General features: G+C 56.8%; 12 protein-coding genes and 1 pseudogene. 8 read left to right on the top strand and 5 right to left on the bottom strand.

Annotation, left to right across the window (positions count from 1 at the left end; all coding sequences use genetic code 11):
* Positions 1-8 precede the first annotated feature (8 nt).
* A complete protein-coding gene (locus tag AC13E3_RS15450) occupies positions 9-1,343 on the top strand; it encodes a sodium ion-translocating decarboxylase subunit beta (RefSeq protein WP_053114931.1) in 1,335 nt (444 codons plus the stop codon).
* A gap of 52 nt (positions 1,344-1,395) precedes the next feature.
* Here AC13E3_RS15450 and AC13E3_RS15445 read toward each other — a convergent pair whose 3' ends face one another.
* From AC13E3_RS15445 to imuA, 3 genes are read right to left on the bottom strand one after another with little or no spacing between them, the layout of a single operon-like run.
* On the bottom strand, positions 1,396-4,515 hold the full coding sequence (locus tag AC13E3_RS15445) for an error-prone DNA polymerase (RefSeq protein WP_053114932.1): 3,120 nt from the start codon (positions 4,513-4,515) through the stop codon (positions 1,396-1,398).
* Complete coding sequence (locus tag AC13E3_RS15440) at positions 4,515-5,933, bottom strand: DNA polymerase Y family protein (RefSeq protein ID WP_273017863.1); 1,419 nt, start codon at positions 5,931-5,933, stop codon at positions 4,515-4,517. The genes AC13E3_RS15445 and AC13E3_RS15440 overlap by 1 nt, the downstream gene beginning before the upstream one ends.
* Before the next feature lie 9 nt (positions 5,934-5,942).
* The gene (gene imuA, locus AC13E3_RS15435; protein ID WP_092031874.1) at positions 5,943-6,632 is read right to left on the bottom strand and encodes a translesion DNA synthesis-associated protein ImuA; all 690 of its coding nucleotides are present in this window, start codon (positions 6,630-6,632) and stop codon (positions 5,943-5,945) included.
* Positions 6,633-6,760: 128 nt separating this feature from the next.
* Here imuA and AC13E3_RS15430 point away from each other — a divergent pair, with 128 nt between their 5' ends.
* Entirely contained in the window at positions 6,761-7,108 is a 348-nt protein-coding gene (locus AC13E3_RS15430) for a 4a-hydroxytetrahydrobiopterin dehydratase (RefSeq protein WP_104271417.1), read from the top strand.
* A gap of 45 nt (positions 7,109-7,153) precedes the next feature.
* Here AC13E3_RS15430 and AC13E3_RS15425 read toward each other — a convergent pair whose 3' ends face one another.
* On the bottom strand, positions 7,154-8,140 hold the full coding sequence (locus AC13E3_RS15425; protein ID WP_405419159.1) for an integron integrase: 987 nt from the start codon (positions 8,138-8,140) through the stop codon (positions 7,154-7,156).
* A gap of 815 nt (positions 8,141-8,955) precedes the next feature.
* On the opposite strand from AC13E3_RS15425, the gene AC13E3_RS15420 reads away from it, so the two are divergent.
* The 6 genes and pseudogenes from AC13E3_RS15420 (at position 8,956) to AC13E3_RS15395 (ending at position 13,193) form a co-directional block, all read left to right on the top strand.
* Positions 8,956-9,234, top strand: coding sequence for a type II toxin-antitoxin system RelE/ParE family toxin (locus AC13E3_RS15420; protein WP_349557827.1), 279 nt, complete (start codon positions 8,956-8,958; stop codon positions 9,232-9,234).
* A gap of 10 nt (positions 9,235-9,244) precedes the next feature.
* A complete protein-coding gene (locus tag AC13E3_RS15415) occupies positions 9,245-9,559 on the top strand; it encodes a HigA family addiction module antitoxin (protein ID WP_200365435.1) in 315 nt (104 codons plus the stop codon).
* 149 nt (positions 9,560-9,708) lie between these two features.
* Positions 9,709-9,867, top strand: a pseudogene (locus AC13E3_RS15410) (PAAR domain-containing protein); the annotation flags it as partial.
* A 42-nt stretch (positions 9,868-9,909) separates the two neighbouring features.
* Positions 9,910-11,589 carry a T6SS phospholipase effector Tle1-like catalytic domain-containing protein gene (locus AC13E3_RS15405; RefSeq protein ID WP_482902215.1) on the top strand — a complete coding sequence of 560 codons (1,680 nt, stop codon included), beginning with the start codon at positions 9,910-9,912 and terminating at the stop codon, positions 11,587-11,589.
* Positions 11,579-12,196, top strand: a complete 618-nt coding sequence (locus AC13E3_RS15400; protein ID WP_075267703.1) for a DUF2931 family protein — start codon at positions 11,579-11,581, stop codon at positions 12,194-12,196. Before AC13E3_RS15405 ends, AC13E3_RS15400 begins: the two co-directional genes overlap by 11 nt.
* Positions 12,197-12,818: 622 nt before the next feature.
* Positions 12,819-13,193: an NIPSNAP family protein gene (locus tag AC13E3_RS15395; protein ID WP_482902198.1), complete on the top strand. Its 375-nt coding sequence runs from the start codon at positions 12,819-12,821 to the stop codon at positions 13,191-13,193.
* Here the strand turns inward: AC13E3_RS15395 and AC13E3_RS15390 are convergent.
* A protein-coding gene (locus AC13E3_RS15390) for an IS3 family transposase (protein WP_085986438.1) occupies positions 13,121-14,283 on the bottom strand; the annotation gives its coding sequence in 2 pieces (ribosomal slippage) (positions 13,121-14,028 and positions 14,028-14,283; 1,164 coding nt in all). The genes AC13E3_RS15395 and AC13E3_RS15390 overlap by 73 nt on opposite strands.
* Positions 14,284-14,350: the final 67 nt, after the last annotated feature.

The following is a 14,350-nucleotide window of genomic DNA, read 5'->3' as shown; positions in this document are numbered from 1 at the left end:
AGCATTCCATGGATAAATTAATGACACTCTGGACAGGTAGTGGCCTGTTCAACATCGAGATCGGCCAGGTGATCATGATCGCCATCGGCCTCTTGCTTCTCTATCTTGCGATTAACAAGAAATTTGAGCCGTTGCTTCTGGTACCCATCGGGTTCGGCGGCATCCTGGCGAATATTCCGGAGGCAGGCCTTGCCCTGACTGCGGCGGAAAATGCCATCCATTTTGCCCTGAAGGAAGAGTCAACTCAGATTCTGGCTGCTCTGGCCGCACCTCTGGATGTGGCCTACCAGGTCGGGCAGGCGGTGACGCCAGAGTTGAAAGACGCCTTCAAGGTGGCCGTAAAAGAGGCCAGCTACTCCGAAATGGCGATGGCCAACTCCCTGGCCCAGGATTTCGGTTACGGCAATGGCATGCTCTATAACTTCTACTCCGTGATCATTGGCAGTACGGTTGGTCCGCTGTTGATCTTCATGGGTGTGGGCGCGATGACCGACTTCGGTCCGTTGCTGGCTAACCCCAAGACCCTGCTGCTGGGTGCCGCTGCCCAGTTCGGTATCTTCGGTACTGTCATTGGTGCTGCGCTGCTGGACTGGACCGGTGTTCTGGAGTTCAACATTCTGGAAGCCGCCGCTATCGGTATCATTGGTGGTGCAGATGGCCCGACTTCCATCTATGTCTCCAGTGTTCTGGCCCCGCACTTGCTGGGTGCCATTGCGGTCTCTGCCTACGCTTACATGGCACTGGTGCCGATGATCCAGCCGCCGATCATGAAAGCACTGACCTCCGCTGAAGAGCGCAAGATCAAGATGACGCAGCTGCGCCCTGTCAGCAAGCAGGAAAAGATCATTTTCCCGCTGGTGGTTCTGATTGCGGTCGTTCTGTTCCTGCCGGATGCAGCGCCGCTGCTGGGTATGTTCACCTTCGGTAACCTGATGCGTGAATGTGGCGTGGTCGAGCGTTTGAGCGACACGGCCCAGAACGCGCTGATTAACATCGTGACCATTTTCCTTGGCCTGTCCGTTGGTTCCAAACTGATGGCAGACAAGTTCCTGGACGCCCAGACCCTGGGTATCTTGGGCCTGGGTATCGTGGCCTTCGGTGTGGGTACTGCCTCGGGTGTTCTGATGGCGAAGCTGATGAACAAGCTGAGCAAAGAGCAGATCAACCCGCTGATCGGTTCTGCCGGTGTATCTGCGGTGCCGATGGCAGCGCGGGTCTCCAACAAGGTGGGCCTGGAAGCCAACCCGCAGAACTTCCTGCTGATGCACGCCATGGGCCCGAACGTGGCTGGCGTTATCGGCTCTGCGGTTGCTGCGGGTGTAATGATCAAGCTTCTTGGCTGATTTGTTCACCGCAGTACAAAAAACCCCGCCTCTGTGCGGGGTTTTTTTGTGTCTAATGAAAATTCCTGGAATTCACGGGTAACGACTGAATCAGGTGGCTGAGGTCCGAAAGCCGACCTGCCATCACATGCACAATGTCCCCCTGTCGCTCCAGCACTCCCATCACATGCAGCAATCGGGCAGTCAGTAACGGCTTGCGCTGTCGCCGTGCCGTTTCCAGCCACACCACCACGTTCACATTACCGGTTTCGTCTTCCAGGGTGACGAAGGTAACGCCGGAAGCGGAGCCGGGACGTTGGCGGCCGGTGACCAGGCCGGCGACCTGGACAGGGATGCCGGCTTTGGTGGATTTGAGCTGTTCGGCGCTGAGACAGAACTTCAGGTGGCCCTGTTCCCGCAATAACGCTAGCGGATGACGCTGCAGGGTGAGGCCCTGGCTGGCGTAGTCGGCCAGCACGTTCTGGCCTTCGGAGGGTTCCGGCAATTGCTCACAGTAGTCCGGTTGATAATCGACCGCCGTCTCCTGAGCGAACAGCTCCGCAGGTTGTTCATGGTCGAGCAGTTGCCAGTACGCCTGGTGGCGGTTGGCGGTGAAGCCCGGCATGGCGTTGGCGCCGGCGAGGAGTTCCATATCCCGCTGGTTCAGGGTGGCCAGGCGGCGAAGCTCGCTGGCAGAGCGGTAGCCCTCGGCTGGCCGGTTCTGGTGGATACGCTCGGCGCCGCTAACGGACAGACCCTGGATAATCCTCAGGCCCAGTCGCAGATGGCGGTCTTCGTCTTGCAGGTTGTGGTCCCACTGGCTGGCATTTACATCCGGCGGCAGCACGGTGACATTGTGCCGGCGGGCGTCCTGCACCAGTTGTGAAGGCGAATAGAACCCCATGGGCTGGCTGTTAAGCAGGGCACAGTAAAAGGCCGCCGGATAGTGCCGTTTGATCCAGGCGGAGACGTAGACAAGCAGGGCAAAGCTGGCGGCGTGGGATTCGGGGAAGCCATAGCCGCCAAAGCCGCAGATTTGCTGGTACAGCCGTTCGGCGAAGTCGGCATCGTGACCACGTTCGAGCATACCGGTGACTAGCTTTTCCCGGAACGGGGTCAGGTCGCCGTGGGATTTCCAGGCCGCCATGGCCCGGCGCAACTGGTCGGCTTCGCCGGCGGAGAAGCCGGCCGCCACCATGGCCAGTTTGATCACCTGTTCCTGGAAGATGGGCACACCGAGGGTGCGCTCCAGCACCTTGCGCACGGCATCGTTCGGGTAATCCACCGGCTCCAGGCCGTGCTTTCGGCGCAGGTACGGGTGCACCATGTCACCCTGGATGGGGCCCGGCCGAACGATGGCCACCTCAATCACCAGATCGTAATAGGTTTCCGGTTTCAGGCGGGGCAGCATGTTGATCTGGGCCCGGGATTCCACCTGGAATACGCCGATGCTGTCGCCTGTCTGAAGCATGGCGTAGGTGTCACGGTCTTCCTGGGGAATGTCCTGTATCCGGAAAGGCTGGCCTTTTTCATCGCTGATCAGTTCCAGCGCTTTTCGAATGGCGGAGAGCATGCCAAGGGCCAGCACATCCACCTTCATCAGCCCCAGGCTCTCAAGGTCGTCCTTGTCCCACTGGATTACGGTGCGGTCGGCCATGGCAGCGTTCTCCACTGGCACCAGTTCGGCCAGTGGCCCGGCGCTGATCACGAAACCGCCCACGTGCTGGGACAGATGTCGGGGGAAGCTCAGCAGGGTATTCACTAGGGTGAAGAACTGGTCCGCCACCTGTGGGTTGCGGGTGATTTTCTTGTCGAGAATCTGCTGGCGCCAGTTGGTGGCCTTGTCCCGCCAGTCGATGCCTTCCAGCAGCTGTTCCACCAGGGCCGGATCAAACCCCAGGGCCTTGCCGACATCCCGAATGGCGCTTTTGGGCCGGTAACGGATCACCGTGGCAGCCAGGGCGGCGCGCTCACGGGTATAACGCCGGTAGATATACTGGATAACCTCTTCACGACGTTCGTGCTCGAAATCCACATCGATATCGGGCGGTTCGTTTCGGTCTTTGGAAATAAACCGCTCGAACAGCAGTTCCACCCGGGCCGGGTTCACCTCGGTGATGCCCAGGCAATAACAAACCGCAGAGTTTGCTGCCGACCCCCGCCCCTGGCAGAGAATCCCCCGGCTGCGGGCAAAGTCGACAATATCGTGGATGGTGAGGAAGTAATGCTCGTAGTTCATCTCCGAGATCAGGCCCAGCTCCTTGCGGATCAGGCTCTGAACCTGCAGTGGTGTGCCATCCGGGTAACGCCGGCGCTCGCCTTCGCGGGTCAGCCGTTTCAGGTAGCCGGCCGGAGTCTCGTCCTCCGGCACCAGGTCTGGCGGGTATTCATAGCGCAGGCTGCCGGGCTCGAAGGTGCACTGGTTGGCAATGGTCAGGGTTTCATGCAGCCAGGCTTCCGGAAACAGCCGTTGCAGAACGGGCAGGGGGCGCAGGTATCGCTCGCCATTCTGGAACAGGCAGTGGCCGGCATTCTCCAGATTGGTGTGATTGCGCAGGGCTGTCAGTACATCCTGCAGCGGCTGGCGCTCCCGGCTGTGCATGTGCACCTCGCCCACGGCAGCCACGGGAATGCGCAGCTGATCGGCCAGCCAGTGTATCCGTGCCAGCCGCTGCTCCTCGCCGGATTCCAGGGTGCGGGCCGCGGCAATCCAGATCCGGGGGTCAAACAGTCGGGCCAGCCACTCGCCGCAGGCCAGCGCCTGATCGGAATCCGCTTCGGTAGGCGATGGGGGCAGCCACAGACACAGGCAGTCATCCAGGGTGTGGGTTTCAATGTCCCGGTAATACAGCTGGTAATGGCCTTTCTCAGCCCGCCGGCGGCCGGTAGTGATCAACTGGCAAAGCTGGCCATAGCCTTTGCGCGTGCGGGCCAGAAGGATAAAGCGAGGAGAAGCGGCGCCGGTGGGGGCATCCGACAACTCAAACCAGCTGCCGGTAATGAGTTTTACAGGACTTTCTGCCAGCGCCGCCCAGGCCCGGGGAATGCCGGCAACGGAGCAGGCATCGGTGATGGCCAGGGCGGTGTAGCCCAGCTCATGCGCTCGCTCAGCCAGTTCGTGGGGATGAGAGGCCCCGGTGAGGAAGGTGAAATTGCTGAAGCAAAACAGCTCTGCATACTGCTGCCCGGACATCAGCCAAACCACCCATGCACAAACCAGCCTTCCCGGGCATCCCGGAAGACCCAGGCCAACTGGCCGCTGCTCAACTGGGCAATGTAATAATCCCGGTGCACGCGCTGGCCATCCCACCAGCCACCGCTGATGCGCTCAGGCCCGGAAAACCAGGTAACGGGCGCCTCGGTCAGCGGTTGCGGGCCTTTCAATAACCAGAGCGGCCGCCTGGGCAGTTCTGCTGCCGGTACTGGCGGCGTTCCGGTTTTACGCAGAACTTCCGAGGCCGACCAGGCCCGTTCGGGACGATGATCCGCCTGGGGCGAGAGCTGCCTGAGAGCCTGATCGCCCAGGCGCGCCTGCAGCCGGCTGATCAGGGTATGCCAGGCTTCATTCAGATCCTGGGTTTCACCCAGCAGATCCTGCCCGGAGGGTGCTTCCCGTGACAGGAAACGCTTCACCAGCAAAACCATGGAGATAACCGGGGCGCTCAGGGAATGTTGCTCCAACCGCAGACGAACCAGGTTCAAGAAATGATCGGCCCGGTGCTCCGGCCCGGATGTGCGAATCTGCAGCCGGGTTGGTTCCGCATGCCGGTGCTTCAGAACCAGCCGCAGGCTGTCGGTATCCTGCTGGCGCCAGCACAGATCCTCTTCCAGTTCGACAAGCATGCGCTGGAGCGGAAACAGCAGCCCCTGGGTGTGTTCTATTTCCTGCACAAAATCCGCCTGTTGCCGGAACGAGTGGGGCGGTTGCCAGGGTGTGCGGGGATCCGGCCGGGTGCCCTGGATTTTCTGGATGTAAGCCAGCAGTTCCGGAGACAGGCGCCGCGCCAGTTCCCCGGGCGGTAAATCAAACACCTCCCCCAGCGTGTTCAGCCCCAGGCGCTGCAGCCGGGTACAGGCTTTTTCGTTGAATTCCGCTGCCAGCAGGGGCATCTGGCTCAGGCTTCGAAGAATGTGGCCCTTGTCTGCCGTGCATTCCCCCTTGCCGGCGCGGGCAATCAGCCGGGCCGCCAGAGGGGTATAGCCAATACCGATCCAGGCATTCAGCTGGCGCTCATTCAGCCCCTGTTCCACGGTTTGCCAAACGGCGGGCAGCCCGCCATACAGTTTTTGAAGGCTGCCAATTTCGGCCAGCAGACCATCGGGCGGCACCAACACAATATGGGCCGCATAGCGGTACAGCCAGCGGGCCTGATCTTCCAGAATCCTGGCTTCCTGGGTTTCATCGGCCCGCACCATGCCCAGATCCGGAGCCAGGCTGATGGCGGTTTTCAGGCGCATGCCGCTACGAATACCCTGGCTCCTGGCGTCCGGGCAGGCCTGGATCACCTTCTGGCCAGAGCCTTCAACCACCACCAGGGCGCCCTCATCTTCACGGGTGCGCCGAATATGGTCCAGCACCAGGTGCGGGAAATGCAGATACAGCCAGAGCATGGAGCGTTATTACCCGGTTGAACCCGACCAGGGGCCCCGGACAACCCGGGTGGTTTCACGGAAGGAGAGATCGGCCCGCTGGGCCATGGCCAGTGAACAGCGCTGCCCGGGCCAGCTACCCCGGCGCTTGAGCACATTCACCTTGAGATCCTGCTGCTCCCCCGGTTCCAGCTCCAGCCGCAGGGCAGCCGGAGAATTCTGCCCGGCGTAACGTCGTTCCCGGAACAGCACACACACATTGCTCCCGGCTTCGGCGGCCAGTTGCAGGCGACGGACTTCCCGTGAGGCCAGCTTGCCCGGCCAGGCCATTACCAGGCCTGTTACTGGTGAGCGCAGGCAGTTCTCCAGTGTCCACAAAAAGTCGCCCTCATCATCGGTATGGATCAGCACCACCTGGTCCAGGTTGACGCCTTCCCGGGCCAGGGCAGGGGCATAGGGCGTATGCGGCGGGTTCAGCCAGAACACGCTTTTGCCCTCTTCGCACACCCGTTGCATCAGCGGCAGAAGCAAATGCAGCTCACCAATACCCGGTGCATCCAGCAGGCATTCGCTCAAGGCACCCCGGGGCCAGCCCAGGCCTCCGAGCTGGTTATCCAGCACCTGGTAACCGGTTGATTGCGCAGGCTGTGTGGTCTGGGTGTGGCGGTGCCCCTGCCAGACACGGGCATCCTGCATCAGCGTGTTCAGAAGCTCGCTCATGATGAAAACTCTCAAAATACTGTTTAAATATACAGTATTCGGAAAGCCGCCGGATTTCAAGAGAAGGGTTGATAAAGCGAAGGGCACGACCCACGCTTGTAATACAGCCATCAACCATGGAGGTTGAAATGAGTGACCTGAAAGCACACAGCTGTGAAGCTTGCAGCCCGAACGCAAGCAAGGCGACCGAGGAAGAAAAGCAGCAGCTGCATAAAGAGGTCCCAGACTGGGAAATTCTGGAAATTGACGGGGAAGAACAGCTTCATAAGGTCTACAAACTTAAAAACTTTCTGAAGGCCCTGGAGTTCACCAACAAGATTGGCGAACTTGCCGAAGAAGAAGACCATCACCCGGTGGTTGTTCTGGAATATGGCAAAGTTGCAGTGAGCTGGTGGAGCCACGAAATCGGCGGCCTGCACAAGAACGACTTCATCCTGGCAGCGAGAACCGACGCTGCTTTCAACGACATGCAATAACCTCATACGCGGCGGAATCGCCTTCCGCCGCGGTCCTTCCTGAGTCTAGAAGCCTTCATCAACCGGACTGCGCACACCAAAACCGCCCTTGCGAACAACGTGGGTGTAGATTTCTGTAGTGCGTACATCCGAGTGGCCAAGCAGCTTCTGGATAGTGCGGAGATCATAGCCGGCCTCAAGCAAACGGGTAGCAAAACTATGACGAAAGGTATGACTACCCGCGAGTTTGCGGATACCTGCCGCCTGAATAGCCCGGCGAAAGTGCTTCTGAACAGTTCGGTCGAGCAAGTGATGCCGCCGGCGAGTGCCAGAGCGAGGATCTCGCGAAAGCTCCTGCGCTGGGAAGATGTATTGCCAGGCGGGCTCCTGACTGGCGCCTGGATATTTGCGGTCCAGGCCTGCCGGAAGATAAACCGAGCCGAATCCCTTCAAGAGATCCGCCTGATGCAAATACAGCGCGGAATCGATCTGTTGCTTTAACGGTTCGATGAGGCGATCCGGTAGCAGTGTAATCCGATCTTTAGAGCCTTTGCCGCCTCGAACAATCAACTGTTGCATATCAAAATCAACATCTTTGACTCTTAGGCGCAGGGCTTCGTTGATACGCAGACCAGACCCATAGAGGAGCATGGCAACAAGCTTGTAATCTCCGCCCAGGTTGCGAATCACAGAGCTGGCTTCTTCCTTACTGAATACCGTTGGAAGCTTCACCGGCTTTCTGGACTGTTCGAACTTCAGGTCGTCCAAAGGTTGGCCAAGGAATTCACGGTATAAAAATACCAAGGCGTTCAAAGCGACTCTCTGGGTTGAAGCGCTTGCGTTTGCCTGCAAAACCAGATGAGACAGAAACGATTCGACTTCTCCAGAGCCCATGGCTTCAGGGTGCTGGAGGCCATGGAAACGGATGAAACGTTTAATCCAGAACAGATAGGTTTTCTCTGTTTTATACGCCATGCCCCGCAGGCGTATGAAGCTCCGAACCTTGTCCAAAAAACGGGTTGGTTGTGCAGGTATCGGGGTGGGGATATCCATATCCATTCATCCTTTAGTGCTGTTTTTATATACAGTACTTCGGTTTGGGTTGAAGTCAAGAGAGTGATGTTGGCGGAGTTATACGAACGCGTTCGCAAAACTCCAAAAATCACATGAGAAATGACGGTAACTATCTGATAGGGTTGAGAAGTTAGAAAAATAATGGCGGAGTTATACGCCTATGGCGGGAGCAGGAGTGGCTCAAGAGGGGGCGTATAACTCCGGCGGTAGCCGTGGTAAGTGGCGCTCAAGAGCTTGTTTTTATTCAACAAACTCGTATTTTCTTGAGTATTTTCGAATGGAGTTTTACGAACGGGTGATATACGAACGCGTTCGTATAATTAGCTGTTATTGGCCCGGCATTTGTGAGTTTTTGGCGGGTGCGGTGCAAAGGCCTTGGCACCGGGTTTGGTTGCAACGCTCGTTCACTCTGGTGATCGCCAAGGCCGGAAAATTCGCTGTCTGGTTTGGTTGCCACAATGGCCAGCGGTGTTGGTATTCATGGCGTGCCCCAGTTTTGGGGCCGTCCGTCTCAAACGGTAATCGGGCGGGTAGCCTTTGCGTTCTGGTTCCTTTCGCCATCCGTCGAGTTGGTGCAAGCTGTCCGGGAGAGGGCATGCGGCCTGGGTGTCAGGCTCAACCACGGTGGTGAACGGCCATTAACAAGGCGGTCAACCGGACGCCAAAAGCGTACCGCTTTTGGTTCCCTCCGCTGGCGCTCCTGCACCGGTTACCTCAGCGTTATGCCTTTCTCCAGATCTATTTGCCAGATAATGACGCTTGACGTTAATAACGCACCCCGTCATTATTGAGCCATGATCATATCGTTCAAGTGTAAGGATACTGAGAAGCTAGCAAGCGGACGCCGCGTCAGACGCTTCGTCAATTTTGAGCGAGTTGCCTTGAGGAAAATTCGGCAACTTCAGGCTGCAAGCCAGCTGGATGATCTCAAAGTACCGCCCGGAAATATGTTGGAGCCATTGCATGGTGACCGCCAAGGTCAGCACAGCATTCGAATCAACAGGCAGTTCCGGGTTTGCTTCCGCTGGACCAAGGCCGGCGCGGAAGATGTCGAAATTGTTGATTACCATTAGGAGGTGGCTCATGCGCAACATTGACGCTGTTACACCAGGCGAGTTGCTCAAAGAAGATTTTCTGGAGCCGATGGGCATTTCTCAGTACCGCCTGGCCAAAGAAATCGGGGTGCCTGCCCAGAGAATAGGCCAGATCATTGCGGGAAAACGTTCGATTACCGCCGACACGGACCTGCGGCTCTGTCGTTTCTTTGGTTTGTCTAACGGCTACTGGTTGCGAGCTCAGGCAGCCTATGACACTGAGATTGCCGAAGATGCCCTAGAGGATCAGTTGAAGAATATTCGTCCGTGGACTGCTGTATCCGAAATCGGACATAGGGCATAACCAGCGGCTGCACAGCGACCGATTTTCCGCCGCTTCGCGGCTCCAAACCGGCGCGTGAGCCGGGCGTTATGTGGTGCCAACCATGCTAAAATTGCCGGTTTTGAACAATGTTTAATCACGGATAGCCAGGACGCTACTTATCACAGAAAGGAACTCTCACCATGAGCAATCTGATTGCCGCCTGCGTCGGCGATATGCACGTTTGCCCGATCAAAGGGCACGGCTCTTCCCCCATCATGCCAAACGGCTCCAGCATCCTTGTTGAAGGTAAACCTATCGCTCGCGTTGGTGATGTCACCGGCTGTGGTGCGGTTATTACTCAAGGCTACCCGTTGGCGTTAGCCGATGGTATGCCGGTGGCATACCTTGGCAGCCCCACCAGTCATGGTGGTTCCATTGTCAGCGGTAATCCACGAGTGATTTTGGGTGTCGCCACGAATACGGCACCGGTTGTGGACTTCGCCATGGCTGGTGCGCTGGATGACAAAGGCCAGCTTACCCCTGCCGCCAAAGAGTTGCTGGACAAAGATCCGCAGGAGTTTGTGCGCAAAGCTGCGCAGAAAGGCGCGTTGATTGACGAAGGTGTTTCTGACGAATCGCCAGAGGATTCGCCCGAAGAAGAGAACCGTCCTAAGGTCCGGGTGGAGGCTGGCATCTTTTTCGATGGCACCGGCAACAACCGCGATAACACACAGACGTACCAGCGACAGATGGACGATTGTCTTACGGCCAATGCGGCTGGGGCCATCTCCGAGGACGAGTGCAGTGCCGAACTGTCGCAGGTGATGGAAGGCAGTTACCTCAGTGCGGAAACCAATGTCTCCAAGCTGGAGCGAATGTATCAGCAGGGTCAATTCCAGAGTGAGGAATGGAAGGAAGCTCACCGCATCTCGACCTACGTTTCCGGTGTTGGCACCAAGTCCGGCGAATCGGATGATGGTCCCAGCATGGGGCTTGGACTTGGTGAGCAAGGCATACTCAAGAAAATTGACCAAGGCAGCGAGGCGCTGGCGGCTGATATCATCCGTTTTGTGAGTGACCCCATCGACGAACTCGTGCTTGACGTTTTCGGCTTCAGCCGTGGCGCGGCTACGGCCCGCCATTTCATCAGCCGGGAAGTTCAGGATGAAGGCGGTGCGCTGGCCGCCGCGTTTAAACAGCAGGGCATACCCTGGGCGAAGAAGATCACCGTTCGCTTTGTAGGTCTTTTCGATACCGTTGCGGGGATTGCCGATCTCGGCAATTTGGACTTCTCTGCACACGATGCAGAAACCGGACGCATCAACGTCAACCTGCGGCCGGAGGATGCTGAACGGGTGGTTCAGTTTGCCGCGCGGGATGAGCGCCGGCACAACTTCTCACTGAACAGCCTGCGAGGTGAATCCGGCGATTTGCCGGAGCACTTCAGCGAATGGGTGCTTCCGGGTGTTCACTCTGATATTGGCGGCGGTTACCCGGATCGCTTTCGAGAACGGGTTGAAGTTCGTCCGCCCTTGGTTGTCAAAGGAAAGGATCGCCGCAATCCCGAAGCCAGTTTTGAATTCTCCCGCATGTTGCAGGAACGTGCGCTGATCAAACACGAGGGTTGGATCGGGCCACTGAACCCACTCGCCACACTTGAAATTGAACAGGAACGCCCACCCGGTTTGCGTGGTGGCGACATTACGCTTCGCCTTTGGCTGGACCGCGAGGTTCTTAGTGAGTACTCCCGTATTCCGCTGTATCTGATGCACAAATTGGCGGTGGATGCTGGTGTGCCATTCGATCCTATACCTACGGAAAGCCCTCAGCTGGTTTTGCCGCCGGAACTAATGACTATCGCCAGAAATCTCGCGGCCCACGTCTGGCATGGCAGCCCGCTATTGATGACTCCGGAATCTAACGCGCTACTGAAACAGCGATATATTCATCATTCCGATCACTATCTGCAGCTTGGCCCGTTGTACCCTTTCAAGCCCGGCAAGTATGGCCGTCGAACTGTCCATCCGAATAAAGGGCAATGGAGTGAGGGGCAATACCATGAGTGTTAAAACGCTTGCCATTAGCTTCTGTGTTCTGGTGCTACTGGGGTGTTCGGATCAGAGCAAATCGGAAGGACCAGCGTATGGCCCAGACCCTACTTACCGAAGTATCTCCGTTGTCGTACCTCAGCACTACGATGCGTGGGTTGAGACCTTTATCCTGGAATCGGTATCGGGGGAAATCGGTTGGCGGGCACCTATCGGGATAATCACCTGCTGTTGGAAACATCCGTCGGGCAAAAACGCGGAGTGGCAGGCAATGCCGGGGCTTGTGCTCATCAAGTGGTTCTCGTTTGCTGAGCAGCAATCTTACCGGGCGTTGATCCAGCTTGAGAATGCCCGCGAGATTGAGGAGAAAATGAAAGAAATCGCTCCGATTGAACGCTACGGTAAAACCTTTGACATGCCTCTCAACGACCTGACGTTTGGTCTGGCGCCGGGCGGCACGGTGGTTGTCTGGATCATGAACGGCGCGGAAAATGCGATTGAGGTGGGGCGTTACGAGGCCTCAGAAATAGAAACACACCCAGAGCATTACCGTGAAATCACTGAACGCTATAATCGTGACAGTCGAGATTATATTGAGAAGCACGGTATACCGATTGATGGCTGGTAATTGTCCGTCATCGGTTGAGGTTGGGAGTAAGTCACCACATAACCAAGCGCGTCAACGGGACCGCTTTGTTCCGCTGCCGCTCCACAAATCGGCCCGTTACGCCAGCGTTATGCACAAAATACTAACGGGGAACTTTCGTGACCGCTGCCGATTGATTAGGAGAGGGTAATTCGGTTGCTTGAGTTGCGAGTCAAATTTTGCTAAGGACTTTTATGAAGTGCCCGAATTGTCATGCCAAACTCTCCATCCGGCCTTATGTAGTAAAGGATTATCAGTGCAAGACTTGTGGTGGAGTCCTCGTTTCGAGGCCATGGGTAAGAATATTTACTGCGGTGATGGCGATTGCTGTCGGGAAAACGATATTTTCTGAGGATTACGCTTTAGCCTCTCTTTTAGCTTTTGTTTATTTTTCAGTATCGCTTGGCATGGGGTCAAAGGCATTTGAGGCGCGTTTCCGTAGCGAATAGAAATTTACCACCTCACGTTAAGCTCAGATTTAAAAGCATAACCAGTCGTTGTAGTTCGTTCCGGGCCTTTGGCCCTCCACCGGACGCCCATTTCGCTGCGCTACATGGGCGCCGCTAAACGTTGGCGTTACAAGGTCAACTGAAAGGTAGTTCAAGTGGTTACCTGCTACTTAAAGTACGTTATAGATCCCTACAAAGCCGCCGAGTTCGAGCGCTACTCGAAAATGTGGATACCCTTGGTCCAGAAATTCGGCGGTCAGCATCATGGGTATTTTCTGCCGTCCGAGGGTGCCAACAATATTGCTATCGCGTTATTCACCTTCGAGTCTTTGGCAGCCTACGAAAAATACCGTGAAGCCTCGTTCAAAGACTCCGATTGCCAAGCCGCATTCAAATACGCCGAAGAAACTCGTTGTGTACTAAGCTGTGAGCGCAGTTTTATGAGGCCGTGTAGTGGTCAACTAATCCCGGACAGTATTTTAAGGTTTTCCTCAGCGGCAACGGGAGAAATACCACCGTTGAACGTGTGAGGTCGTTGCCGGTTGTAGTAGTCCATCAGATAGCCACCAACATCTTTTTTGGCCTCAGGCAGGTTCCGATATCCCAAGGCCGGTATCCACTCAGATTTCAGGCTCCTGAACAGCCTCTCCATCGGTGCGTTGTCCCAGCAGTTGCCACGTCGGCTCATGCTTTGTGTCATTCGATAGCGCCATAGTCTCTGACGGAACTTACGGCTTGCATACTGGCTTCCCTGGTCCGAATGGAACATAACTTTCTCTGGGTGACCGCGCAGTTCCCAGGCGTGGTCCAGAGCTTTGACGACCAGATCTGCATCCGGACTGGATGACAACGCCCAACCAACAACGCGGCGAGCATACAGATCCAGCACGACAGCCAGATAACTCCACCGCTGGCCGCTCCAGACGTAGGTGATGTCACCACACCAAGCCTGATTGGGCCGGTCTACCGTGAACTCGCGGGCCAGGTGGTTCGGGATATCCGGTCGTTCGACCGTGGCCTGCTTGTAAGCGTGAGGGCCTGGCTGCTTACAGATCAGCCCCAACTCGCTCATCAGACGTCGAACCTTGAAGCGCCCGACGACAATGCCTTCTTCGCTGAGTAAGCCCTTTATTGTCCGGCTGCCGGCAGAGCTGCGGCTCTTCGTGAACAGCCGGTTTACCTGGGCCTTCAGGGCCAGACGCTCAACATCCACACGGTTCCGCCGTTGGCGGTATTCGTAGTAACTAGAACGACTGATATCAAACGCATTGCAGACCATTTCAACAGGTATTCGCTCACTCAACTGGTCTATCAGCGCGTACGATTCATGTCGTCCGACATCAAGAGAGCGGTAGCCTTTTTTAGTATGTCTTTCTCCTGTTCAAGGCGCTTGCAGCGGGCTTCCAGCTCCTGAATACGGCGCTGCTCCGGGGTTAACGCCTTGCCCTTCGGGGTGACACCGTCACGCTCCTCGGTCAATTGGTTAACCCAGCGCCGGATAGCACTTTCACCAATTCCCAGAGACACGCTCGCCTGGGGAATCGTGTAACCTTGATCCAGCACCAAGCTGGCTGCTTCCTGTTTGAACTCAGGAGAAAAAGAACGTCGCTTTCTGGTCATCAGACACCTCGTTTATGGTGGCGATATTACCACCTACGTTGGTGTCCGGAATCATTGAACCACTACA

The organism is Marinobacter sp. L-80, assembly GCF_056859395.1.
Note: the sequence above shows the minus strand (reverse complement) of the source record. Positions and strands in the feature narration are given on the sequence as shown.